The organism is Streptomyces sp. NPDC101234, assembly GCF_044767525.1.
GTDB lineage: Bacteria > Actinomycetota > Actinomycetes > Streptomycetales > Streptomycetaceae > Streptomyces > Streptomyces sasae.
In genome coordinates this window covers 39801-62291 of record NZ_JBIWOA010000003.1, presented here as the reverse complement: position 1 = coordinate 62291, position 22491 = coordinate 39801, and the positions used below count along the sequence as shown (strand labels likewise).

Genomic DNA, 22491 nt, shown 5'->3' with positions numbered 1-22491 from the left:
ATCCGGCCCGGTGCGCGGGCGATGAATTTTCCGCACACGCTAATAACCGATCGCACCGGCCACAAATAGCGATTCGGTGTGACGCTATTCCTCGTTCTTATCCTCGGCCGGACAGTCGTGAAAGGCCCGCACCAGCTCCAGGAACAGGTCGTGCACCGCCAGCGCCGGTTCGGACAGCGGCTGGTTGTCGGACGTGACCATGGAGAGCTTGACCTGGATCACCGGGCCGGTGATGCGGCGCACGCTCAGGGAACGGACGTCGAGGATCGCACGGGCGGCGGACCAGGGCAGTACGGTCGCGCCCAGGCCCGCGTCCACGGCGTTCACCAGCGTCAGCGCCGACTCGACCTCGCCGACCACGTTCGGTTCCAGGGACGCCTGGTGGAAGGCGGCGTCCACCACCTGCCGGACGGTGTGGATCCGGCTGGGCAGCAGCAACGGGACGTCCTTGAGATCCGGCAGGCGCACCTCGCCCTCGACCGGGGCGCCGGCCTCGATCAGGAACAGGTCCTCCGTGCGCAGATGCTCGAACTGCACACCGCGCAGCGGGCCCGCGCCGTAGATGAACGCCATGTCCATCCGGCCGGTCATGATCGCCTCGCTGATCACCCCGCCGAAGTTCTCGTTGACGTGCAGCAGGATGTCCGGGTACCGCTCCCGCACGCTCTTCAGCAGGGGCAGCGCGAGCGCCGCCCCCAAGCTGTACGGCGCCAGGCCCACCGACACGCTGCCCGCAGGGGCGCGGCCCGAGACGCCCACCGCCGCGTGCGCCAGGTCGACCTGGCGCAGGATCAGCTGCGCGTGCCGGTACAGCGCCCGGCCCGCCTCGGTCGGGGCCACCCCGCGCTTGCTGCGGATCAGCAACTGCTGCCCGAACTGCGCCTCCAGGGCGGAGAGCTGCTGGCTCAGCGCCGGCTGGGCGATGTGCAGGATGTCGGCCGCACGCGTGATGCTCCCCGCGTCGATGATCTTTATGAACGAGTAGAGCCGCCTGGTGTCCATGGGGGAGCCTTCCGGTCGAGCGGAGTCACATCGTAGGAAGCGGCCCGGCGGCGGCACAGGCTTCGGCGGCGCCCAGGCGTGAGCCGCGTCATACCGATCCGCGATAACGCCAAACCGAACCCGTATTGGCGGTCGGGTGAGCGCTGCATTACGTTGACCGGAACATCGATCCCGGTACCGCTCCGCAAAGCCTCTCGCAAGTGCCGCTCCCGAGCGGGTTCCTGCCGACGGGCTCGAAATTCTCCCCGCCGCTCCGTCAATTCTCGTTTCCGTGCCGTGAATTCGCGGTCTCATTCCGAGTGCGTGACGGCGATCGGGTAATTCCATCCCTTTTCTCCCGGAGGACGCCTTGACCCGTACGGTTGATCTCGTCGCCGATCTCGGCGAGGGGTTCGGCGCCTACACGATGGGCGACGACGAAGCCCTCCTGGAGCTGGTCACCTCGGCCAACATCGCCTGCGGCTTCCACGCCGGGGACCCCCGCATCATGGACGCCACCGTCCGCCGGTGCGTGGCACGGGGCGTGGCCGTCGGCGCCCATCCGAGCTTCCCCGACCTGGCAGGCTTCGGCCGGCGCGCCATGGACCTCACGCCCGAGGAGGTCCGTACCGACCTGCTGTACCAGATCGGCGCCCTCCAGGCGTTCGCCACGGCACACGGCACCCGGGTCCGTCATGTCGCCCCGCACGGACGGCTGGGCAACCTGGTCGCCGTCCGCGCCGACTACGCGGAGGCGGTCGTGGCCGCGGTGGCCGCGCTCGACGACTCCCTGATCGTGCTCGCGCAGGACGGCGAACTGGCCGATGCCGCACGGGCGCGCGGCTTGCGGGTCGGGATCGTCGGCATCGCGGACCGGGCCTACCGGGACGACGGCACCCTCGTACCCCGCTCCGAGCCCGGCGCGGTCATCCACGACGCCGACGAGATCGCGCGGCGGACGCTGCGGATGGTGCGGGAGGGGGTGGTGCGGAGCGTCGGCGGCCGGGACGTACCGGTGGAATGCCACACGGTACTGCTGCACGGCGACACCCCCGGCGCCCTTGCCCTGGCCACCCGCATCCGCGCCGAACTCCTCGCCGCGGACGTCGAGATCACCGACCTCGACGAGGTTCTGATGGGCGAGGGCCGCTGACATGACCGGCAACGTCGTGATCACGGACTGCGGTGACTCCGCCCTCATCGCCAGGGCGGTCGGCCTGGGCAGCGAGGAGAGCTGGCGTCTTGTGCACGCCCTCGCGGACGCGCTCGACGCCTTCCATCTGCACGGCGTCCACGGGGCCGTACCCACGTACGACTCGCTGCTCGTGGAGTTCGACTGCACCACCACCGACCACGACACCCTGCGCGGCCTCCTGTGGCGCGAGGCCGCCCGGTTCGTCTCGGCGGCACCTCGCAGCGCCGCACCCCGGCGTTTCGTCGTCCCTGTCGTCTACGGCGGTGAACACGGCCCCGACCTGCCGCTGGTCGCCGCCCAACTCGGCCTGACCGAGCGCGAGGTCGTCGACCTGCACACCGGCACCGACCTCACCGTCCGCTGCCTCGGCGCCCCCGCCGGCGCCCCGATGACGGACGGGCCGCCCTTCCCCGCCCCCGTACCCCGGCTGGCCTCACCCCGGGTCCGCGTCGAGCCCGGCAGCGTGGCCGTCGCCGGCCGGCAGGCGGTCATCTGCCCGATGCCCTCGCCGGGCGGCTGGCCCCTCCTCGGCCGCACCCCGGTACACGTCCTCGACCTGCACGGCGACCCGCTCACCGCCTATCTCCCCGGCGACACCTTCCGGTTCGTCGCCATCGCGGCCGAGGAGTGGGACGACCACGCCGGCCTCTCCCTGGCGGCCTGCCATGGCTGAGACCCTCACCGTCACCACCCCCGGCCTCACCACCGTCCAGGACCTCGGCCGGACCGGCCGCTCCCGCTACGGACTGCCCGCCAACGGAGCCCCCGACCAGCACTCGGCGCGCGTCGCCAACGTGCTGTGCGGAAACGACGAACGCGCCCCCCTGCTGGAGATCACCGCCCTGGACTTCGCCTGCACCCCGTCCACCGACATCCTCATCGCGGTCACCGGCGCCCCCGCCGACCTCACCGTGGCCGGAGCCCGCCGCCCGCAGTGGGAACCCGTCTTCGTCCGGGCCGGCGACACCGTCCGGATCGGCTCCGTCCGGCAGGGGCTGCGCGTCTACCTGGCGGTGCTCGGCTCCTTCGAAGCCGAGTACCTGCAGGGGAGTTGTGCACCGGACACCGTCCTCGGGTTCGGCACCACGCTCGGCACCGGAGACGAACTGGTCCTGCGCAAGGCCTGCCCGCCCCTCGCCCACCCGTACTCCGGCATCCCGCTGTTCCGGCTCGACGCACCCGTCCCGAGCTTTCCCGCCACCTGGACCATCGACGTCACCGACGGCCCCGACCGGGCCGACTTCGGCGACACCGGGGCCCGGGTGTTCACGGCGTCCTTCACCGTCACCCCGCAGAGCAACCACATCGGCCTGCGGCTGCGCGGAGACGTACCCAGACGCCTCACCCGAGGCGAGATCCTCTCCCGCGGGGTCCCCATCGGGGCCGTCGAGGTGCCGGCCGGGGACGAACTCCTCGTGCTGCACCGCGGGCGCGGCGTCACGGCCGGCTACCCCGTCCTCGCCGTGGTCACCGCCACCTCACTGTCCGCCCTCGGCCAGGTCCGGCCCGGCCAGACCATCCGCTTCCGCCACCGCACCACCGCCCAGGCGATCACCGCGTACCGGGCCCAGCGCACCGCCGTCGACGCGCTGCGCACCCGCGTCCACAGCGTGTTCGCCACCCTGCGGATCCCCCTGCCCCTCTGCGACTGACCGCACCGACGACCGACCGCACCGACCCGAACCGACGATCCGACTCGCGTCGTCGCACCACGGCCCAGCCGCCCACAGTCCCGCCGCCCCCGGCCGCCCCGCACGCCGCCACCCGTCCCCGCTCCCACGCCTGCGCCAGACAGGAGACCCCATGAGCACCGTGGCCGCCCAACCGGTCCCCAACACCGTCGATCCCAGAACCGCCCGCAAGGTCACCCTCGCCGGCTGCGTCGGCATCTTCGCCGAGCTCTACGACAACGGCATCTTCGGCTTCATGGCCGGCACCCTCGCCGCCGTCTTCTTCCCCGGCTCCCGCAACGCCGTCCAACTGGTCTTCCTCGGCTACGCCGTCTCCTTCTTCTTCCGCCCGCTCGGCGGCATCATCTGCGGCCACCTCGGCGACCGCATCGGCCGTCAGCGCATGCTGGTCTTCGTCATCATGCTGATCAGCGTCGCCACCGCCGCCATCGGCCTGCTGCCCAGCTACGCGGCCATCGGCGTCGCCGCCCCCGTCCTGCTCATCGCCCTCCGCGTCGCCCAGGGCTTCTCCGTCGGCGGCGAGGCCTCCGGCGCGATGAGCTTCCTCGCCGAACACGCCCCCGAGGGCAGGCGCGGCCAGTACACCAGCTACGCCCAGATCGCCTCCTTCCTCTCCCTGCTCACCGGCACCCTCATCGCCGCCGCCATGACCAGCGGACTCGGCGCCGACCGCATGGAGTCCTGGGGCTGGCGCATCCCCTTCCTGCTCGCCGTCCCGCTCGGCATCACCGGCATCTACATCCGCAGGCGCATCAGCGACACCCCGAACTTCACCCGGCTGCGGGAGGGCGGCGGCCTCGCCAAGAACCCCCTCAAAGAGGCCTTCGCCTCCGCCGAACACCGCCGCGCCATGCTGCTCGCCCTGTTCATCCCGCTGATGAACGGCTCCGGCTACTACGTCCTGTTCAGCTACATGCCCACCTTCATGAACACCGAGCTGCACTTCGGCAAGGTCCAGAGCCTGCTCGTCACCGCCTCCAGCCTGGTCGCCATCTGTATCGCCATCCCGTACATGGGCCGGCTCTCCGACCGCATCGGCCGCAAGAAGGTCATCGCCGGCGCGGCGATCGCCATGGCCGTCGTCGGCATCCCCTGCTACCTGCTGATCGGCACCGGCAACGTGGCCCTCGCCGTGCTCGGCGCCTGCCTGATGGCCGTCGTCTTCGCCGGCCACACCGGCGTCATCCACATCCTCCTCGTCGAACTGTTCCCCACCCGGGTGCGCTACTCCGCCTACGGCCTCGGCTACAACCTCTCCTCGGCCCTCTTCGGCGGCACCGCCCCCCTGCTGATGACCTGGCTCATCGCCGAAACCGGTGACGTCCACATGCCGGCCTACTACGCCGTCCTCACCGCCCTCGGCACCCTCGCCGCGGTGTCCGTCGTCAAGGACCGCGCCCACCTGCCCCTCCGTGACGCCTGACCGACCCCACCGAACAATCCGCGGCGCCTGCCCGGCCCCCCACCGAACAAGGAGTGACCCGCATGCCCCTCTCCGACTACAGGACCGCCCTCGTCACGGGAGCGTCCACCGGTATCGGAGCCGTGGTCGTCGAACGCCTCGCCAAGCGCGGCCTGGAGGTCCACGCGCTGGCCCGCAACGCCGAACGCCTCCAGGCCCTCGCGGACGCCACCGGCTGCGTCCCGCACGCGCTCGACATCACCGACACCGAGGCGCTCACCGCCACCCTGGCCGGCCTGGAGATCGACGTCCTCGTCAACAACGCGGGCGTCTCCCGCACCGGCAACATCCTCACCGCCGACGAGTTCGCCGTGGACGAGCAGATCGCCGTCAACATCCAGGCCGTCCTGCACCTCGTACGCCTGCTCATGCCCGGCATGGTCGAACGCGACCTCGGGCACATCGTCAACATCAGCTCCATCGCCGGCGTCTACAACTTCGGCGGCAACACGATCTACCACGCCACCAAGGCGGCCGTGCACACCCTCTCCCGCCAACTGCGCGTCGACGGCTACGGCCGCCGGGTCCGCGTCACCGAGATCTGCCCCGGCCGGGTGGAGACGGAGATCTTCGGCCGTCTCCTCGGCGACATGGAGGCCGCCCAGCGCCAGTTCTACGACGGCTACGAGTCCCTCAAGCCCGAGGACATCGCCGACTCCATCGAGTTCGCCGTCGACTCACCGCGGCACGTGAACATCGGCCACATCGAGATCCTGCCCACCTTCCAGGTCCCCGGCGGCCTGAACTTCGAGCGGCGCGAGGGCTGACCCATGAAGACGGCAGCACGCGTCCGCCGCATCAAGCCCTCGCCGAGCACGGCGGCGGCCCAGCGCGTCCGCGAACTCAAGAGCCAGGGCGTCACCCTGTACGACCTGACGGTCGGCGAACCCGACTTCGACACCCCCGCCCATGTCAGGTCGGCCGCGATCCGCGCGATCGAGGCGGGGGAGACCCGGTACACGCCCGTCAACGGCACCCCGCAACTGCGCGCCGCGATCAGCCGGAAGCTCCGCGACCGGCACGGACTGGAGTACAGCGACAGCCAGTTGACCGTCGGCGGGGGAGCCAAGCAGGTCATCTTCCTCGCCCTGATGGCCACCCTTGACCACGGTGACGAGGTCGTCGTACCCGCGCCGTACTGGGTGTCGTACCCGGACATGGTCCTCGCCAACGACGGCACCCCGGTCATCGTGCCGTGCCCGGAGTCCGAAGGCTTCAAGCTCACGCCCGGACGGCTCCGTCCGGCCCTGACCGACCGCACCCGCTGGGTCATTCTCAACACCCCGGGAAATCCCACCGGAGCCGCCTATACCGAATCCGAACTCCGGGCACTGGCCGAGGTGTTGCTCGACCACCCGCACGTCATGGTCCTCACCGACGAGATCTACGACGAGATCTGGTACGGCGACGGGCGGAGCCGCTCCCTCGCCGCCGTAGAACCCCGCCTGGCCGACCGGGTCTTCCTCACCAACGGCGTCTCCAAGACGTACGCGATGACCGGCTGGCGACTCGGCTACGGCGCCGGCCCGGCCGACCTGGTGAGCGCGGTCAACACGCTCCAGTCGCAGATCTCCTCCTGCCCCTCCTCCATCAGCCAGGCGGCGGCGGTCGCCGCGCTCACCGGCCCGCAGGAGTTCGTCACGGAGACCGTTCGCGTCTACCGCGGCCGACGCGACACCACCCTGAAGCTCGTCAACGACATCCCGCACCTGAGCTGCACCGCACCGGCGGGCGGTTTCTACCTCCTGGTGAACTGCGCCGACGTCATCGGCCTGCGTACGCCGGACGGCGAACTCATCGAGAACGACGAGCAGTTCACCGGCCACCTGCTCGACAGCGCGCAGGTCGCCGTGATCCACGGTGCCGCCTACGGCGCACCCGGCTACTTCCGTATCTCGTTCGCCACGTCCACGGACGTCCTCACCGAGGCCTGCGCCCGCATCGCCACGGCCTGTGCCGCCCTGACCCCGGCAGTCTGAAAGGCAGACGATGATCCGCCTCAGCACGAAGTTCGAACGCCCCGATCCCGGCCTCGTCCGGCAGTTGGGCGAGTTCTCCGCCGCGACCGTCCACGAGGCACAGGGCCGGCTCGGCGCCCTGGACTCCACCATCAAGCCGGTCGACCACCGGATGAAGCTGTGCGGGCCGGCCTTCACGGTCGTCTGCGCGCCCCGCGACAACCTGATGCTCCAGACCGCCATCCACTACGCCCGGCCCGGCGATGTGGTCGTCGTCTCGGGCGGCGCCTACGCCGAGGCCGGGTCCTTCGGCGATGTGCTCGCCAACGCGTGCCGCGCCAAGGGCCTCGGCGGTCTGGTCACCGACACCGGCGTCCGGGACACCGAGGACCTGCGGGCCCTGGGCTTCCCCGTCTTCTCCCGCAGCGTCTGCATCAAGGGCACCGTGAAGGAGACCGTCGGCCCGCTCTGCGAGCCGGTCACCGTCGGCGGCCAGACGGTCCGCCCCGGCGACGTCGTCAACGCGGATGCCGACGGGGTGGTGGTCGTCCGCCGCGAGGACCTGCCCGAGGTGATCGCCGCGTCCCGCCGACGGGTCGACACGGAGGAGGAGTTCATCGCCGCCTATCGGTCCGGCAAGACGGTCGCGGAGATCTGCGGCCTGATGCCGATCCTCGCCGCGAAGGGTGTGGTGATCGACGCGGAATGAGCGGGGCAACCGGAGTGCCAGGTGCCCGACGGTGCTCAGCGCGCCGCGCGGGCGCCCCGACGGGCATCTCGCAGCACCTTGAGGGTGCCCGGCAAGGACGGTGACGCCGAGCCGCGCAGGATCCCGGCGCCGCGGGCGAGCACCGCCTCGGCGGTGAGGAGTTCGATCTCGATCAGCGCGCCCACCATCGGCCGGCCGGCGGGCGGGATCAGACCGAGGAGCTCGCGCGCCGAGCGCAGGTCGGTCCGCGCGGCCTCGATCTCGTGCTCCACGAGTGAGCCCAGGCCGGGGGACGCGTGGCCTGCCGCGAGTTCCTCCTCCGTGACCGAGAACTGCTTCAGGGTCTCGGCCGGGATGCCCGGATGCCCCTCCCGTATGTCCTCGGCGAGGTCGTTGACGAAGTCCAGCCGCTGGCTGCCGTCGATGAACGTGCGGCAGCCGGCGCGGAACGCGCCGTCGGGATCGGACTCGGGGCCGATCAACGCCGCGACCATGAAGAAGCCCGGAAGCGAGTAGGCGTCCAGGTAGGCCTGGTAGTCGGCCTCGGTCGCGAAGCCCGCGAACTCCAACTCGGCGCCGGCGGTGGCCAGATAGGAGTCCACGACCTCTCGGTGCCGGGGATGCGCGCTGAGCGTGTGCAGCAGGGTGCGGATCAGGGGATTGTCGGTCGTCCCCGTCTCCAGGGCCGTGCGCACCCGCTGTTCCCAGGCGGCCCAGGCCGGCGCCCGCTGCGGCTTCGGGCCGGTGTCCATGAGGTCGTCGCCGTGGTGCATCAGGGCCGTGGCGGCCAGGACATGGGGCAGTACCGCCGGCGGCAGCAGCATCCGGCAGGCCAGGTAGGCGCTGCGGCGGTACCGCCGCACCACGCCCCGTTGGGTGCTGTAGTCCCGGCGCAGCTCCGGCTCCCGGATGCCGGCCGCGGTCAGGCTCTGGTTCCACGTGCTCACGAGATGATCGTAGAGGTATGCGCGGAGCGCGGAGCCCGACCGCGGAGGGCTCTCAGGTAAGGGACTTGAGGAATTCGACGAGTGCCGCGTTCACCTCGTCCGGCCGCTCCTGCTGGGTCCAGTGGCCGCAGCCCGCGAGCTTCAGGGGCTCGCGTACCAGGTTGGGCATCAGAGCGGGGAGCTGCGCGATGAGTTCGGGCGTACCGGGGAACGCCGCGACCAGGTCCTGGTCGCCGTAGACGTACAGCGCGGGCGTGGTGACGACGGCACCCTGCCAGGGAGCGGTGAGTTCCCAGTTGCGATCGAGGTTGCGATACCAGTTGAGCGCCCCGGTGAAGCCCTGGGAGAAGCTCTCGGCGAGGGCGTCGAGGTCCGCCTCGGTCAGCCACTCCGGAAGCTCCGCCGGCTCCTGCATGTCCGCGAGCCAGCCGCGCTCGGGGTCGACCAGCGGCTGCGCGACCTCACCGGAGCCGTCGCCCGCTGTCGTGGTGAGGAACTTCCGCAGCGTGGTGCGCGGGTCGCGGCCGAACTCGGCGTCGGCGACACCCGGGAGGTTGAAGTAGTTCCAGTAGAAGCGGCCGCCGAACATCTCGTTCATGATCTGCAGCGGCGGCGCCGAGCTCCGGAACGGCGGCGGCACACTCAGTCCGGCCACCCCGCGGACCACGTCGGGCCGCAGCAGCGCGGTGTGCCAGGCCACCGGCGCACCCCAGTCGTGGCCGACGACGAACGCCTGCTCCTCGCCCAACTCCCTGATCAGCCCGACGACATCGCCGACCAGGTGGAAGATGCTGTACGCGTTCACGTCCTCGGGATGGTCACTGCTCCCGTACCCGCGCTGGTCGGGTGCGACCACCCGGTAGCCGGCCGCGGCCAGCGGGCCGAACTGGTGCTGCCAGGAGTGCCAGGACTCGGGGAAGCCGTGCAGCAGCACGACCAGCGGGCCGGAACCCTCTTCGGCGATGTGCAGCCGGATCCCGTTCACGTCGATCATTCGATGCTGAACCATGTGCACGAGCGTACGCTCAATGATCTTCGGTCATCGTCTCCGGCCTCCGGGCAGGCGCGGATCAGGACGTTCTGCCGAGTGCGGTGGACGTGGCGTCGAACGCGTGCGTGACCTCCGGCTCGGTGCCGGGCAGCAGGAAGGCACGGGCCGTGTCCTCGAAGCGGCGGTCGGTCTCGGTCAGCCGGGCGTGGTGCTGGGCGAGATGTTCCGCCCAGGAGCCTACGAGGTAGTTCTCGATGAACCGGCCTGGTGCGTTGCCGTCCTCGTAGAGGCCCCACGTCAACGCTCCGGTACGGCGCCGGGAGCGGGCGACCTGGTCCATCGCATGCGTGAAGGCGGCCCGGTCGTCGGGGGCGATGCGGTAGACGACGGAGACCAGGACCGGGCCGTCGGCCGGGCCGGGCTCGTGGACCAGCGGCGGGGCGGGCCAGTGGTCGGACGGGGTCGGGTCGATGCGGGCGGCGTCGTACAGCGGCCACAGGCGCACGCTCGCCGCGGCGAGCAGCAGCAACGCGGCCGCGATCAGCAGGGCGGTGGTCAGCCCCAGCCACTGGGCGAGGGCGCCCCACAGCGGTGCGGCGAGGGCCTGGCCGCCCTGGAAGACCAACAGGTAGACGGCGAGACCACGGGCCCGTACCCAGCCGGGCAGCCGGGTCTGGGTCGCCGCGCTGAGAACGGACAGCACGCCGATCCAGGCCAGCCCGGCGGGCAGCAGCGCGAGCACCACGACCCAGGGGACGTGGACCGTGCCCAGGACGACGAGTACCGCGGCGAAGACGGCGGCTCCGGCGGCGAGGGTGCCGTTGGCGCCGAGCACCTTGTTCAGCCGGGGGAGGAGGAAGGCGCCGCTGACCGCGCCGACCCCGACGACGGCGAGCAGCAGTCCGTACCCGCCGGAGCCCAGCTTCAGCGAGTCGCCGGCGACCAGCGGCAGCAGGGACCAGACGGCGGCGGCACCGGGGATGAACAGGGCGGTGCGCAGCAGGACACGGCGGACGCCGGGCGCGTTCCACACGTAGCGGCGCGCCGCGTACAGGGCCGTGAAGAACCCCTCGCGCTGGGCGGCCGGGACGGGCGGGGCCGGCGGGCGCTTCCACAGCAGCAGGACGATCACGATGCCCAGGAAGGAGACCGCGTTGAAGGCGAAGGTCCAGCCAGCGCCCGCCGCCGCGACGAGCACACCGCCGACGGCCGGACCGATGGCGCGCGCCAGGTTCATGTTGACCGCGCCCAGCGCGGAGGCCTGGCCCAGCTGGCCGCGGTCGACGAGTTCGGGCTGGATCGCCTGCCACGCCGGGCCCATCAGGGCGGTGCCGCAGCCGAGCAGGAAGGTCAGGGCGAGCAGCGCTCCTGGGGCCAGCGCGTCGGCGAAGGCCAGCACCGCCAGGACCGTCGCCACCGCGCACATCGCGAACTGGGCGACCACCAGCAGCCGACGGCGGTCGAAGCGGTCGGCGAGCACACCAGAGGGCAGGGCCAGCAGCACGACGGGCAGGCTGGACGCGGTCTGGACGAGGGTGACCAGCGTGGCCCCGTGGCCCAGGAGCAGCCACTGGGCGCCGACCGTCTGCATCCAGGTGCCGACGTTCGACACGAACTGCGCGATCCACAGGGCCCGGAACACCGGGACGGCCAGCGGAGCCCAGGCCGACTCCGCCCGGGCGGCACCGCCGGGCTCGGGTTTCGTGCTCACTGCCATGTCGCCGCTCCCGCGAGGTCTGGGTCCCGGGTGCTCAGGTCCACGCCGCCGCCGGACCGGAACGCCGTAAGCCTGCCAGAAGCGACCGGCCAGGACAGCTGCCGGAAGCCGTCGGCGTCCTGGCTCCACATCGGTGCACCGCATCAATTGACCGGAAACGATCGGCGGGAGAGATTGATTCCCATGGAGCTGCGGCATCTGAGGTACTTCCTGGCGGTCGCCGACACCCACAACTTCACCCAGGCCGCCGCGCGTTGCTATGTGGCGCAGTCGGCGCTCAGCCAGCAGATCGCCCGGCTGGAGAAGGACGTCGGCGCCCCGCTGTTCAGCCGCACCAGCCGCTCGGTACGGCTGACCGCCGCCGGCGAGCTGCTGGAGCCGCTGGCCCGGCGCATCCTCGCCGACGTCGACAACGCCCAGGCCGCCCTCGACGCGCTGGCGGGACTGCGCAGGGGCAGTCTGCGGCTGGGCCTGGTGCAGACGATGGCCGTGTCCTTCGACATGGTGGAGGTGGCGGCCGAGTACCGCGCCCGCTACCCCGGCATCGACCTTCGGGTGTCCAACGCGTCCAGCTCGCGCATGGCCGCCGAGGTCCTCGCGGGAACGCTCGACGTCGCCGTGGTCGGCCTCCACTCGGGGCAGGTGCCGGAGGGCCTGGAGTACCGGGTGCTGGGCAGCGCACCGCTGGTCCTCGTCGTACCGCACGACCACGCTCTCGCCGACCGTGAGGCCGTCGGTCTCGCCGAGTTGCCGGAGAGCCATCCACTGATCCAGTTCACCCGTGGCAGCGGCCTGCGTCACCAGGTCGAGGCGGCCTTCGACCGTGCGGGCGTGGCGGCGGGGCAGCACTTCGAGGTCGGCCAGATCCTCGACATGATCCGGCTGGCCGCACGAGGCGTCGGTGTGACCGTCGTACCCCGCTCCTCCGTCGTCGGCCCCGGCTCCGTCCTGGGCCTGGACACCGCCGACGACCTGCCCCGGGGCGCCCGGATGCTGCGTCTGACGGACGACGAGGCCGTCCACCACATCTGTGCGGTGTACGACGGGACCCGGCTGGCACCGGCCGCCGCGGCCTTCCTCGACGTCCTCGAACACCACGGCATCGACGCATCGGCCTGATCGGGCGGGTAGATCGGTCGGCCCGATCGGCTGGTCTGACCGGTCGGCCTGAGGGGGCGGCTCGATCGCTCGCTTGATCTATCGGTCTGAGCGATCGCTGCACGCGGATCCATATGTTGGACAGCACGGCCGGTCCGGCCGGATGCTGGAGGGGACGCACCGCCAGAGGTACGCCCTCCCCCTCCGAATGGACCTCCATGTCGATCAAGGATGCCGTCCACCCCGTCCTGCGTGAGGCACGGGCCACCGTGCTGCCCGACCCGGCCGACCGCCACGGCCCGCTGCCCCCGCTGATGCTCGCCCTCACCGTGGTCACCGGCCTAGTGGACGCCTTCAGCTACCTGGTGCTCGGCCATGTCTTCGTCGCCAACATGACCGGCAACGTGGTCTTCTCCGGCTTCGCGATCACGGGCGCCCCGGGTTTCTCCCTGGCCGCCTCGCTGGCCGCGCTGGCCGCCTTCGCGGCGGGCGCCCTGCTGGGCGGCCGGATCGCCCACCGGGCCTGGGCGCACCGCGGCCGCGTCCTGCACCTGGCCCTCGTCGTGGAGACGGTCCTGGTCCTGGCGGCCTATGCCGTCGCCCGGTTCGCCGAGCCACTGGACGCGGCCGGGACCCGGTACACGCTGATCGCGCTCCTCGGGCTCGCCATGGGCGTCCAGAACGCGACCGCCCGCGCACTCGCCGTACCGGACCTGACCACCACCGTCCTGACCCTGACGATCACCGGCATGGCCTCCGACAGCAGGGCCGCCGGAGGCCGCGGTGGCAGGAGCGGCCGCCGGGCCCTCTCGGCGCTGGCGATGTTCGCCGGTGCCCTGGGCGGTGCCTTCGCCGTCCGGCTCGGCAGCCCGACCCTGCCCCTCCTGCTCGCCGCCCTGCTCCTCGCGGGCAGCACGCTGGACGCGTTCGCCCTGACCAGGTCCGAGGCGAGGTGGACCGACCCGCTGTGAACCGAGGTCCCGCAGTGGCCTACTTCCCGCTGGTCATCGATGCTCGCGTCGGCCTTCCCAGCGCCCAGAAGACGACACCGAGCAGCATGAACCCGACGAGCGGGACCAGCTCCGTCAGCAGGTACTTCCACCGCTCGGCGTGACTCCAGCCGTCCGGCGCGTAGGCGGAGCCGAACCAGTGGTCGCCGAGGCCGGGCGCGACGAGCTGCACGCTGGCGAAGACGATGAGCAGGGTGAGGACGGTGCTGATGACCCAGGGCAAGGGCGCCCGGTAAGGGCGGGGCGTGTTCGGGTACTTCCGCCGCAGGAACGGGAGTGCCGGGAAGATGCCCAGGTAGCTGACGAGCGTGGTGGACACGGCGAGTCCGAGGACTGCGCCGAAGAGCTTGGCCGCGCTGCCGTTGGTGAGCTGGTGGGCCAGGATCAGGACACCCGTGGAGACCAGCCCGCTGAGGATGTTAACCCGGACCGGGGTGCCGAACCGGCTGGAGATGACCCCGAGGAAGCGGGGCGCCGCGCCGTCGTAGCCGGAGACGGCCAGGGCGCGGTCCGAACCCATGATCCAGGTGACGCCGGAGGACAGCACCGTGAGGATGAACATGATCGCGGCGAGGTCCCCGAGCACACTGCCGAACCCGCTGAGCGTGGCCGTGCCGTCGGCGGAGACATGGCCGCCGTACACCGTGAAGACCTGCCGGATCGCGTCGAGGAACCCGCCGAGGCCGGTGATCGCCTTGACGGGCAGGACCAGCAGGATGCCGAGGATCGGCAGCGCGTACAGCAGGACCGAGATGATCGCGCTGCGGAAGATGCCGTAGGGCACGTCCTTCTGCGCGTCGGTCATCTCCTCACCGGCCGTGTTGGGCAGTTCGAAACCCACGTAGTTGAACATCAGGACGGGTACCAGGCCGACGAATCCCGCGTACGTCGGCGAGAAATCGCCGAGCCCGAAGCCGTGCAGCCCGTGCTCGACGCCGTAGACCACGACCGTCACGGTGAACAGGCCGAGCAGCAGGATGCGGCTCCACGCGCCGATCGTCGGGATCCACTTGCCGACGTCGAAGGAGAGGATCGCCGCGAGCACGCCCACCCAGACGAAGACGAGGGTGAAGGCGTAGAAGGCGGGGGTGCTCAGGTCCTTCCCGCCGTTGAAGAAGGTGGTGTACGCGGTCGCCGCCGAGACGGCGAGGGTGCCGCCCAGCCACACCGGGTTGGTGATCCAGTAAAGGAAGTTGTTGACCGCCCCCGCGAGCCGCCCGAAGGCCCGGCTGGTCCAGATGTAGGGGCCGCCCTCGTCGGGGAACGCGGCCCCGAGTTCGGCGATCAGCAGCGCGGACGGCACGAAGAACACCACGGCCAGCACGATCAGCCAGGTGAACGCCTCGGCGCCGGACGAGGCGACGGTGCCGATGGTGTCGACCCCGACGATGGTGCACAGCAGGAAGAACAGGATGTCGAACCGGCCGAAGTGCTTGCGCAGCTTCTTCCGTTCCGTCTGCGCCGCGGCCGGCGCGTCGACCGGCTCGGATGCGATGGGGCCAGCGGTCACCGGGAGCTCCAGCTTGCTTGTGATAACGGCGGGATTCGGCCAATGATCCGCCGCACCGCACAGGCTCACAAGCACTCAGGGTCAAGTCGTGACCATCACTTCTTCAATCGTGGCCGACGGAAACCTCACCGAAACACGAGCGCCACGGACACCCGCTCCCGCTGCCGGTCAGTCAGCCGATCGGGTGGCGCCGCCCGGTCGGGCGGGTGTTTCGCGATGGCCGGTCACTCGCCTCCTGCCTCCCGGGCTAGGGATGGCGAGAGTGAGGAGGGCGTTCGGTGAATCCTGAGAGCGGTGCGGCGGGAGAGCGGCTCGCGGACGCGGTCGACGCCCGGTTGCCCGTCCACGACGGGGCCGGACAGTTGCTGCGCAAGGCCTTCCCCGACCACTGGTCGTTCCTGCTGGGCGAGATCGCCCTCTACAGCCTGATCGTCCTGGTGCTGACGGGCGTGTGGCTGACGTTCTTCTTCACGCCCGAGATGAGTGAGGTCGTCTACCACGGGCCGTACGTCCCCCTGCAGGGACGGCTCGTGTCGGGAGCCTTCGACTCCACCCTCCGCATCAGCTTCGACATCCGCGGCGGACTGCTCATGCGGCAGGCCCACCACTGGGCCGCGCTGGTCTTCGTCGCCGCGATCGGCGTGCACCTGCTGCGGATCTTCTTCACCGGTGCCTTCCGCCGCCCCCGGGAGATCAACTGGGTCATCGGCGTCACGCTCTTCGTGCTCGCCCTGTCCGAGGGCTTCGCCGGCTACTCGCTCCCGGACGACCTGCTCTCCGGCACCGGCCTGCGGATCGCGCAGGGCATCATGCTCTCGATCCCGGTGGTCGGGACGTATGTGAGCACGTTCGCGTTCGGCGCCCAGTACCCCGGCCACGACATCGTCCCCCGGCTGTACAGCCTGCACATCCTGCTGCTGCCGGGAGCGCTGATCGCCCTGGTGACCGTCCATCTGATCCTGGTCTTCCACCTGAAGCACACCCACTGGCGCGGCCCGGGCCGCAGGAACTCCAACGCAGTCGGCAAGCCGCTCTATCCCCGGTTCACGGCCGCCTCCCTCGGTCTGTCCCTCACCGTCTCCGGAGTGCTGGTGGCGCTCTCGGGGGTCGCCCAGATCAACCCGGTGTGGAAATACGGCCCGTACCGGCCCGACCAGGTGTCGACCGGTTCCCAGCCGGACTGGTACGTCGGCTTCCTGGAAGGCTCGCTGCGGCTCGTCCCGCCCTGGGAGACGGAGGTCGCCGGTCACACCCTGATGTGGAACGTACTGCTGCCGGCCGTCGTACTGCCCGCCCTGTTCTTCCTCGTCCTGTACGCCTACCCCTTCGCCGAACAGTGGCTGACGGGGGAGTGGCGGCAGGAGCAGCATCTCTGCGACCGTCCCCGTGAACGGCCCGTCCGCACCGGCCTCGGCGCCGCCGGTGTCACCTTCTACGCGGTGCTGTTGCTGGCTGGCGGCAACGACGTCGTCGCGCTGTCCTTCCGGATCTCGGTGAACGCCCTGACCTGGATCTTCCGGATCGCCCTGATCGTGGCGCCGATCGCCGCCTTCCTCGTCACCCGCACGCTGTGCCGGGCCCTGCTGCACGCGGAACAGGAGCGGCTGACCGAGGGCGAGGAGATCGGCGAGGTACGCCAGACCCTCGCCGGCGGCTACGAGAGCGGGCACCGCCCGGTGACGTCGTTCCGGCCGGGCGCCCCACGCCGGCCGCTCAGTCCTCCTGGTCGGTCCCCCGGTTCACGTACTGGAACACCAGCCCGGCCACACCCCGAGCCAGAACACCGAAGCCGATGAGGAACAGCCACAGCCCGAACACCACCCCGGTCGCCGCGACGGCGAACCCGAACGCGGTGACGACCGGCCAGGGGCTGTGCGGCGGGAAGAACTCCAGCGGACCGGCCGAGTCCGCCACCTCCGCATCCGCACGGTCCTGCGGGCGCGGGCCGCGCCGGACATAGTGCGCCGAGCAGAAGAACGACACCACGGACGCCATCCCGAAGGCCACGACCAGCGCCGCGGTACCCGCCGGGTCGGCGTGCGACCACACGCCGTAGAGCGCCGCCGCGGCGGCGAAGAAGACGGCCACACCGCCGAAGAGCAGCGCCTCGACCTTCACCTCGGAACCTCCGTCTCCGTCTCCATCTCCCGGGCGACCTCCGGATGGTGCAGGTCGAACGCGGGCGACTCCGACCGCACCCGGGGCAGCGCCACGAAGTTGTGGCGCGGCGGCGGGCAGGAGGTGGCCCATTCCAGGCCGCGGCCGAACCCCCACGGGTCGTCCTCCTCGACCTGCCGTCCCTTGTGGGCCGTACGCCAGACGTTGTGGAGGAACGGCAGCGTGGAGACGCCGAGCAGGAACGCGCCCGCCGACGAGATGGTGTTGAGGAGGGTGAACCCGTCGGCCGGCAGATAGTCGGCGTACCGGCGGGGCATGCCCTCCGCGCCGAGCCAGTGCTGCACCAGGAACGTCAGCTGGAACCCCGGGAAGAGCAGCCAGAAATGCAGCTTGCCGAGCCGCTCGTCCAGCATCTTCCCGGTGAACTTGGGCCACCAGAAGTAGAACCCGGCGAACATCGCGAACACCACGGTCCCGAACAGCACGTAGTGCAGATGGGCGACGATGAAGTACGAGTCGGTGACATGGAAGTCGATCGGCGGCGACGCGACCAGGACCCCGCTCAGGCCGCCCAGCAGGAACGACACCAGAAAGCCCAGTGACCACAGCATCGGTGTCTCGAAGGAGAGCGAGCCCCGGTGCATGGTCCCGATCCACGCGAAGAACTTGATGCCGGTCGGCACCGCGATCAGGAACGACATCACCGAGAAGAACGGCAGCAATACCGCTCCGGTGGCGAACATATGGTGCGCCCATACGACCGCGGACAGCATGGTGATGGCGATCGTGGCCCCGATCATCGGCAGATAGCCGAACATCGGCTTGCGGGAGAACACCGGGAGGATCTCGGAGACGATCCCGAAGAACGGCAGCGCGACGATGTACACCTCGGGATGCCCGAAGAACCAGAAGAGGTGCTGCCACAGCAGCGCCCCGCCGTTGTGCGCGTCGAAGACGTGCGAGCCGAACTTCCGGTCGCACTCCAGGGCGAGGAGGGCGGCGGTGAGCACCGGGAACGCGGGCAGCACCAGGACGGACGTGAACAGCACGTTCCAGGTGAAGATCGGCATCCGGAACATCGTCATGCCGGGCGCGCGCAGGCACATGATCGTCGTGGCGAAGTTGACTGCGCCCAGGGTCGTCGAGACACCGGTGACCACCAGGCCCATCACCCACAGGTCCGCCCCCGCACCGGGGGTGTAGTAGGCGCTGTTGAGCGGGGCGTAGGCGAACCAGCCGAAGGCGGCGGCACCACCGGGCACCAGGAAACCCGACACCACCATCAGGCCGCCGAACAGGTACATCCAGTACGACAGCGCGTTGAGCCTCGGGAAGGCCACGTCCGGCGCCCCGATCTGAAGCGGCATCACGGCGTTCGCGAACCCGGCGAACATCGGGGTCGCGAACAGCAGCATCATGATCGTGCCGTGGATGGTGAAGAACTGGTTGTAGGTCTCCTGGCCCATGAACTGCAGCCCGGGCCGCGCCAGTTCGGCACGCATCCCCAGCGCCAGCAGCCCGGCGAGGAGGAAGAAGCAGAACGCCGTCACCATGTACAGCCGGCCGATCACCTTGTGGTCGGTCGTGGACGCCCAGCCCAGCAGCCGGCGGCCCAGCGGTGCCGGAGCGGCGGGAGGCGCGGGCTTCTCGTCGACGCGTTGCGACAGTTCGCTCATGGTCCTCCTCAGCAGTCCCCGGCGCGGAGAGCGCCTCGCGGGCGCCCTGCCCGTCGCCGGGGGAAACCGCCGGTGTCCACGGGCGCCCACCGCAACGAAACAGCCCTGACCGGTAGGCGGGGGTTTGCGCACTCCGGGGCGACGCTACCGGTGCCCCGGCGAATGCCACGTCCGCCACGCCTCGGCTCCCGGGCATTCGATGCGGCGCGCCGGGTGCCCGGCGCCCGACGCACAGGACACCGACGTCCACAGCTTCCCTGACCGTGCGCAGCCCTTCCTCCCCGTTGTCCGGCTTGTCTTCCTGCGGCGACCGGGTACCCCGAGAGGGGAGAATTGTTCTGATTGGTGCAGTGCTTCCGGCAAGGAGGACGCCGTGAACGCAGTCATGGAGAGCGTGCGCATACCCGCCCGAGGTGTGCTGCTCGACGCCGACGTGGTCGTCCCCGAGGCGGCGAAGGGTGCCGTGCTCTTCGCGCACGGCAGCGGCAGCAGCCGGCACAGCCCCCGCAACCGCTTCGTCGCCGGCGAACTGCGGACGGCGGGGTTCGGCACCGTGCTCGCCGACCTGCTCACCCGCGAGGAGGAGAACGTCGACACGGTCACCGGGACGCTCCGCTTCGACATCGACATGCTCGCCGCGCGCCTGGTCGGCCTGGCCGACTGGCTCCAGGGGTACGAGCCCGCCGCCGGCCTCGGCTGCGGGCTCTTCGGTGCGAGCACGGGCGCCGCGGCCGCCCTGGTCGCCGCCGCGGAGCGTCCCGACGCGATCCGCGCGGTCGTCAGCCGGGGCGGCCGGCCGGACCTGGCCGGGGACTCCCTGGCGGCCGTCCGGCAGCCGACCCTGCTGATCGTCGGCGGGCGGGACCAGGAGGTGCTGCGGCTCAACAGGGAGGCGATGCGGGAGATCCCCGGGGAGACCCGGCTGGACGTCGTCCCCGGCGCGACCCACCTGTTCGAGGAGCCCGGCACCCTGGAGCGGGTGGCCCACCTGGCCGGCGACTGGTTCACCCGCCATCTGCCCGGCTGACCTCGCCGCGGGCCGGTCACGGCGTCGAGGGGTGCGCTCGGCGTGCGCTGCCCGTCGTCCCCGACCGAGAGCCCAGGTTTCCTGCACCCATCTATTTGACACATGTATGAAAGCATCGTCGGTGCATCGTCGGCAACGCCGTGCAACGGCGGCGCACAGGAGGGCAGCGCTCTGAGCGACCGGATCGATCCGCGCATCACCCGAAAGGTCCGCGCCTTCGAACAGGCCGGGGTGGAGCTGGCCTCGGAGCGTCCCGTCTCGCAGATCACCGTCGCCGAGCTCGCGGACCGGGCCGGGGTCACCCGGGCCACCTTCTACAACCGCTACGGTACCCCGCTGGACCCACTCATCCAGGTGCTGTACGACGACCTGGAGCGCGGTCACCGCAGGGAGGACGAGCTGCGAGCCCAGGGCGGACACTCCGCTCCGGAACTCCTCCGCCTCGCCACGGCCGACATCGCCGATCACGTCGAACGCTTCATGGACGTCTAGCGGAACTCCCTCTCCGACCCGGCGGACAGCGGTGTGTACGAGGCACTCGTGCGGCACTTCAGCGAGTACACCCTGGGGTTCATGGCCCGCACCGGGCAGCCCGCCCTGCCCGGTGTCAACCGGCAGGTGATCGCCCGGTTCATGGCCCATGGTTTCGCCGGGGCCATCAAGGCCTGGCTCGACGACCCGTCCGTCACCAAGGACGACCTGGTCGAATCGGCCGTGGCCTGCGCCCCCGACTGGTGGACGTCCGGTTCCGATCCGGACCCCGCCTCCCAGCAACGGAGACCCGAGTGAACGTCCTCCTCTTCGGTGCGTCCGGCATGGTCGGACAAGGCGTCCTGCGCGCCTGCCTCCTCGCCCCCACGGTCGACAGCGTCCTGGTCGTGGGCCGCCGCCCGCTGGGCGTCACCCACCCCAAGCTGACGGAGGTGAGCCACGACGACTTCACCGATCTGACCGCCGTCGGCGACCGGCTGACCGGCGTCGACGCCTGCTTCTACTGCCTGGGCGTGTCCTCCGCCGGTATGAGCGAGGCCGAATACACCCGCGTCGCCTACGACTTCACCCCCGCCGCCGCCCGCGCACTGGTGGCCGCGAGCCCCGGACCGACCTTCACCTATGTCTCCGGCGAGGGCACCGACAGCACCGAACAGGGCCGCACCATGTGGGCGCGGGTGAAGGGACGCGCCGAGAACGACCTGCTGGCCACGCCGATGAACGCGTACATGTTCCGCCCCGACTACATCCAGCCGCTGCACGGAGCGGTCTGCAGAACCCGCTCCTACCGCGTCATGTACACCCTCACCTCCTGGCTCTACCCCTGCTGCACCGCCTCGTCCCGGCCCACACGACGACCACCGAACACCTGACCCGCGCCATGCTGGCGGTGACCCGCCCCGGCGCGACCGAGAACCGGGTGCTGTACAGCAAGGACATCAACCGTCTGGGCGCCTGAGGGCTGCCATATGGTCTCAGAGGGCGCGCAGCAGCCAGGTCAGCCGCAGTGCCACGCCGCAGCCTGCGAGCGCTTCTTCGCCGACGACTTCCGCAACCGCACCCGGCGATTCCGTTCCAACGCCTGCGCCGGCCGGCCTCGGTCCGCACACTCCGCCGGTGGTCATGCCCCGGCGGACCGCCCTTCGCCGGACTCCGTCGTGAGCTCTTCGAGCATTGGGCGGAGGCGGGCGGCGAGCCGGGGATCGAAGCGTGCGACCTCGTCCATCGCGAGTGCGGCGGTGGCGGTCAGGGCGCGCCGGAGTTCCGGTTCGCCGAGTGAGCGGACCAGAGTCGACTCCAGCCGGTCCGTCAGCGCCTCGGGCAGCAGATGGGCGCCCTTCGCATAGGCGGTGGCATGGCCCAGCCGAAGGCAGGCCAGTGTGATCGTGTGGTCGCGCATGGCGCTGATCCAGTGCTCGGCCTGCCACCGGCGCCCGCGCTCCGTGCTGACGCGGGCGTGCAGGGCGTGGTGCCAGACGAGCCCGGCCAGGGTGCCGGGGTCGGGAGCCGCGAAGGGGTCGAGCGGCCGGGGCTCGCCGAAGAGCGTGCGCCACTGGGGGCCGCGCGGGCCGAACTCGGCCTCGGGGGCGAAGGTCAGGTCGAGTTCGAGCCAGCCCGGAAGCAGGAAGACGCGGATGACGCGGGTGACGGTGCCGCCGGCCGGCAGCTCCCAGTGGTGCCGGACGTCGAGTTCGTCGTAGAGCCACCGGGTCCAGTGATCCGCCGTGGCGGTCGGCTCGCCGCGTACGGCGAGGACCAGGTCGATGTCCGACCACCGATCGCCCGCACCGACGGCGAGCGAACCCGTGAAGGCCGCGCCGGTGACGGTCCCGTCGGTCTCGGCACGGGCCAGCAACCGCTCCCTGACCCGGTCCCGTTCGGTCGCCGTGAACATCTCACCCGGCTCCTT

22 protein-coding genes are annotated in these 22491 nt (G+C 70.9%); 14 read left to right on the top strand and 8 right to left on the bottom strand.

The window, feature by feature from the left end:
- Positions 1–84: 84 nt before the first annotated feature.
- Positions 85–1002 (bottom strand): nitrogen assimilation transcriptional regulator NAC, encoded by a 918-nt coding sequence (gene nac, locus ACIRR9_RS06735; RefSeq protein ID WP_403748317.1) that lies wholly within the window; start codon positions 1000–1002, stop codon positions 85–87.
- A 349-nt stretch (positions 1003–1351) separates the two neighbouring features.
- On the opposite strand from nac, the gene ACIRR9_RS06730 reads away from it, so the two are divergent.
- The 7 genes from ACIRR9_RS06730 (at position 1352) to ACIRR9_RS06700 (ending at position 7996) form a co-directional block, all read left to right on the top strand.
- Positions 1352–2134 carry a LamB/YcsF family protein gene (locus ACIRR9_RS06730; protein ID WP_403748315.1) on the top strand — a complete coding sequence of 261 codons (783 nt, stop codon included), beginning with the start codon at positions 1352–1354 and terminating at the stop codon, positions 2132–2134.
- 1 nt (position 2135) lies between these two features.
- On the top strand, positions 2136–2849 hold the full coding sequence (locus tag ACIRR9_RS06725) for an allophanate hydrolase subunit 1 (protein WP_403748313.1): 714 nt from the start codon (positions 2136–2138) through the stop codon (positions 2847–2849).
- Entirely contained in the window at positions 2842–3828 is a 987-nt protein-coding gene (locus tag ACIRR9_RS06720) for a biotin-dependent carboxyltransferase family protein (protein WP_403748310.1), read from the top strand. Before ACIRR9_RS06725 ends, ACIRR9_RS06720 begins: the two co-directional genes overlap by 8 nt.
- A gap of 151 nt (positions 3829–3979) precedes the next feature.
- Positions 3980–5290, top strand: a complete 1311-nt coding sequence (locus ACIRR9_RS06715; RefSeq protein ID WP_403748308.1) for an MFS transporter — start codon at positions 3980–3982, stop codon at positions 5288–5290.
- Between the two features lie 62 nt (positions 5291–5352).
- Positions 5353–6096: an SDR family oxidoreductase gene (locus ACIRR9_RS06710; RefSeq protein WP_403748306.1), complete on the top strand. Its 744-nt coding sequence runs from the start codon at positions 5353–5355 to the stop codon at positions 6094–6096.
- 3 nt (positions 6097–6099) lie between these two features.
- Complete coding sequence (locus ACIRR9_RS06705) at positions 6100–7308, top strand: aspartate transaminase (protein WP_403748303.1); 1209 nt, start codon at positions 6100–6102, stop codon at positions 7306–7308.
- A 10-nt stretch (positions 7309–7318) separates the two neighbouring features.
- Positions 7319–7996 carry a 4-carboxy-4-hydroxy-2-oxoadipate aldolase/oxaloacetate decarboxylase gene (locus ACIRR9_RS06700; RefSeq protein ID WP_365336372.1) on the top strand — a complete coding sequence of 226 codons (678 nt, stop codon included), beginning with the start codon at positions 7319–7321 and terminating at the stop codon, positions 7994–7996.
- Between the two features lie 35 nt (positions 7997–8031).
- Here the strand turns inward: ACIRR9_RS06700 and ACIRR9_RS06695 are convergent, their stop codons facing one another.
- The 3 genes from ACIRR9_RS06695 to ACIRR9_RS06685 all read right to left on the bottom strand — a co-directional run bounded on the left by ACIRR9_RS06695 (position 8032) and on the right by ACIRR9_RS06685 (position 11651).
- Positions 8032–8943 (bottom strand): squalene/phytoene synthase family protein, encoded by a 912-nt coding sequence (locus tag ACIRR9_RS06695; protein ID WP_403748300.1) that lies wholly within the window; start codon positions 8941–8943, stop codon positions 8032–8034.
- Positions 8944–8995: 52 nt separating this feature from the next.
- Complete coding sequence (locus ACIRR9_RS06690; protein WP_403748298.1) at positions 8996–9952, bottom strand: alpha/beta fold hydrolase; 957 nt, start codon at positions 9950–9952, stop codon at positions 8996–8998.
- A 61-nt stretch (positions 9953–10013) separates the two neighbouring features.
- Positions 10014–11651: an MFS transporter gene (locus ACIRR9_RS06685; protein ID WP_403748295.1), complete on the bottom strand. Its 1638-nt coding sequence runs from the start codon at positions 11649–11651 to the stop codon at positions 10014–10016.
- 183 nt (positions 11652–11834) lie between these two features.
- Here ACIRR9_RS06685 and ACIRR9_RS06680 point away from each other — a divergent pair, with 183 nt between their 5' ends.
- On the top strand, positions 11835–12770 hold the full coding sequence (locus ACIRR9_RS06680; RefSeq protein ID WP_403748293.1) for a LysR family transcriptional regulator: 936 nt from the start codon (positions 11835–11837) through the stop codon (positions 12768–12770).
- 197 nt (positions 12771–12967) lie between these two features.
- Positions 12968–13720, top strand: a complete 753-nt coding sequence (locus ACIRR9_RS06675) for a YoaK family protein (protein ID WP_384564744.1) — start codon at positions 12968–12970, stop codon at positions 13718–13720.
- 19 nt (positions 13721–13739) lie between these two features.
- Here ACIRR9_RS06675 and ACIRR9_RS06670 read toward each other — a convergent pair whose 3' ends face one another.
- The gene (locus ACIRR9_RS06670; RefSeq protein WP_403748290.1) at positions 13740–15269 is read right to left on the bottom strand and encodes an APC family permease; all 1530 of its coding nucleotides are present in this window, start codon (positions 15267–15269) and stop codon (positions 13740–13742) included.
- A 278-nt stretch (positions 15270–15547) separates the two neighbouring features.
- Here ACIRR9_RS06670 and ACIRR9_RS06665 point away from each other — a divergent pair, with 278 nt between their 5' ends.
- Complete coding sequence (locus tag ACIRR9_RS06665; protein ID WP_403748289.1) at positions 15548–17065, top strand: cytochrome bc complex cytochrome b subunit; 1518 nt, start codon at positions 15548–15550, stop codon at positions 17063–17065.
- Here the strand turns inward: ACIRR9_RS06665 and ACIRR9_RS06660 are convergent.
- Both ACIRR9_RS06660 and ctaD read right to left on the bottom strand, forming a co-directional pair.
- Complete coding sequence (locus ACIRR9_RS06660) at positions 16983–17387, bottom strand: cytochrome c oxidase subunit 4 (protein ID WP_403748287.1); 405 nt, start codon at positions 17385–17387, stop codon at positions 16983–16985. The two genes, ACIRR9_RS06665 and ACIRR9_RS06660, sit on opposite strands and share 83 nt — an antisense overlap.
- Complete coding sequence (ctaD, locus tag ACIRR9_RS06655; RefSeq protein WP_403748284.1) at positions 17384–19063, bottom strand: cytochrome c oxidase subunit I; 1680 nt, start codon at positions 19061–19063, stop codon at positions 17384–17386. The genes ACIRR9_RS06660 and ctaD overlap by 4 nt, the downstream gene beginning before the upstream one ends.
- Positions 19064–19448: 385 nt before the next feature.
- Between ctaD and ACIRR9_RS06650 the strand changes: the two genes are divergently transcribed.
- The 4 genes from ACIRR9_RS06650 (at position 19449) to ACIRR9_RS06635 (ending at position 21454) form a co-directional block, all read left to right on the top strand.
- Positions 19449–20090 (top strand): dienelactone hydrolase family protein, encoded by a 642-nt coding sequence (locus ACIRR9_RS06650; protein WP_403749000.1) that lies wholly within the window; start codon positions 19449–19451, stop codon positions 20088–20090.
- Positions 20091–20192: 102 nt separating this feature from the next.
- The gene (locus ACIRR9_RS06645; protein WP_403748281.1) at positions 20193–20582 is read left to right on the top strand and encodes a TetR/AcrR family transcriptional regulator; all 390 of its coding nucleotides are present in this window, start codon (positions 20193–20195) and stop codon (positions 20580–20582) included.
- Between the two features lie 33 nt (positions 20583–20615).
- Positions 20616–20879: a TetR-like C-terminal domain-containing protein gene (locus tag ACIRR9_RS06640; RefSeq protein WP_403748278.1), complete on the top strand. Its 264-nt coding sequence runs from the start codon at positions 20616–20618 to the stop codon at positions 20877–20879.
- Entirely contained in the window at positions 20876–21454 is a 579-nt protein-coding gene (locus ACIRR9_RS06635; RefSeq protein WP_403748276.1) for an epimerase, read from the top strand. The genes ACIRR9_RS06640 and ACIRR9_RS06635 overlap by 4 nt, the downstream gene beginning before the upstream one ends.
- A 248-nt stretch (positions 21455–21702) precedes the next feature.
- On the opposite strand, the gene ACIRR9_RS06630 is transcribed toward ACIRR9_RS06635, so the two are convergent.
- Complete coding sequence (locus tag ACIRR9_RS06630; RefSeq protein ID WP_403748273.1) at positions 21703–22476, bottom strand: hypothetical protein; 774 nt, start codon at positions 22474–22476, stop codon at positions 21703–21705.
- Positions 22477–22491 lie beyond the last annotated feature (15 nt).

Coding starts and splice junctions, on each gene's coding strand:
- nac (WP_403748317.1), bottom strand. CDS start 1,002: ATGGACACCAGGCGGCTCTACTCGTTCATAAAGATCATCGACGCGGGG.
- ACIRR9_RS06725 (WP_403748313.1), top strand. CDS start 2,136: ATGACCGGCAACGTCGTGATCACGGACTGCGGTGACTCCGCCCTCATC.
- ACIRR9_RS06720 (WP_403748310.1), top strand. CDS start 2,842: ATGGCTGAGACCCTCACCGTCACCACCCCCGGCCTCACCACCGTCCAG.
- ACIRR9_RS06715 (WP_403748308.1), top strand. CDS start 3,980: ATGAGCACCGTGGCCGCCCAACCGGTCCCCAACACCGTCGATCCCAGA.
- ACIRR9_RS06710 (WP_403748306.1), top strand. CDS start 5,353: ATGCCCCTCTCCGACTACAGGACCGCCCTCGTCACGGGAGCGTCCACC.
- ACIRR9_RS06705 (WP_403748303.1), top strand. CDS start 6,100: ATGAAGACGGCAGCACGCGTCCGCCGCATCAAGCCCTCGCCGAGCACG.
- ACIRR9_RS06700 (WP_365336372.1), top strand. CDS start 7,319: ATGATCCGCCTCAGCACGAAGTTCGAACGCCCCGATCCCGGCCTCGTC.
- ACIRR9_RS06690 (WP_403748298.1), bottom strand. CDS start 9,952: ATGGTTCAGCATCGAATGATCGACGTGAACGGGATCCGGCTGCACATC.
- ACIRR9_RS06685 (WP_403748295.1), bottom strand. CDS start 11,651: ATGGCAGTGAGCACGAAACCCGAGCCCGGCGGTGCCGCCCGGGCGGAG.
- ACIRR9_RS06680 (WP_403748293.1), top strand. CDS start 11,835: ATGGAGCTGCGGCATCTGAGGTACTTCCTGGCGGTCGCCGACACCCAC.
- ACIRR9_RS06675 (WP_384564744.1), top strand. CDS start 12,968: ATGTCGATCAAGGATGCCGTCCACCCCGTCCTGCGTGAGGCACGGGCC.
- ctaD (WP_403748284.1), bottom strand. CDS start 19,063: ATGAGCGAACTGTCGCAACGCGTCGACGAGAAGCCCGCGCCTCCCGCC.
- ACIRR9_RS06650 (WP_403749000.1), top strand. CDS start 19,449: ATGGAGAGCGTGCGCATACCCGCCCGAGGTGTGCTGCTCGACGCCGAC.
- ACIRR9_RS06645 (WP_403748281.1), top strand. CDS start 20,193: ATGTATGAAAGCATCGTCGGTGCATCGTCGGCAACGCCGTGCAACGGC.
- ACIRR9_RS06630 (WP_403748273.1), bottom strand. CDS start 22,476: ATGTTCACGGCGACCGAACGGGACCGGGTCAGGGAGCGGTTGCTGGCC.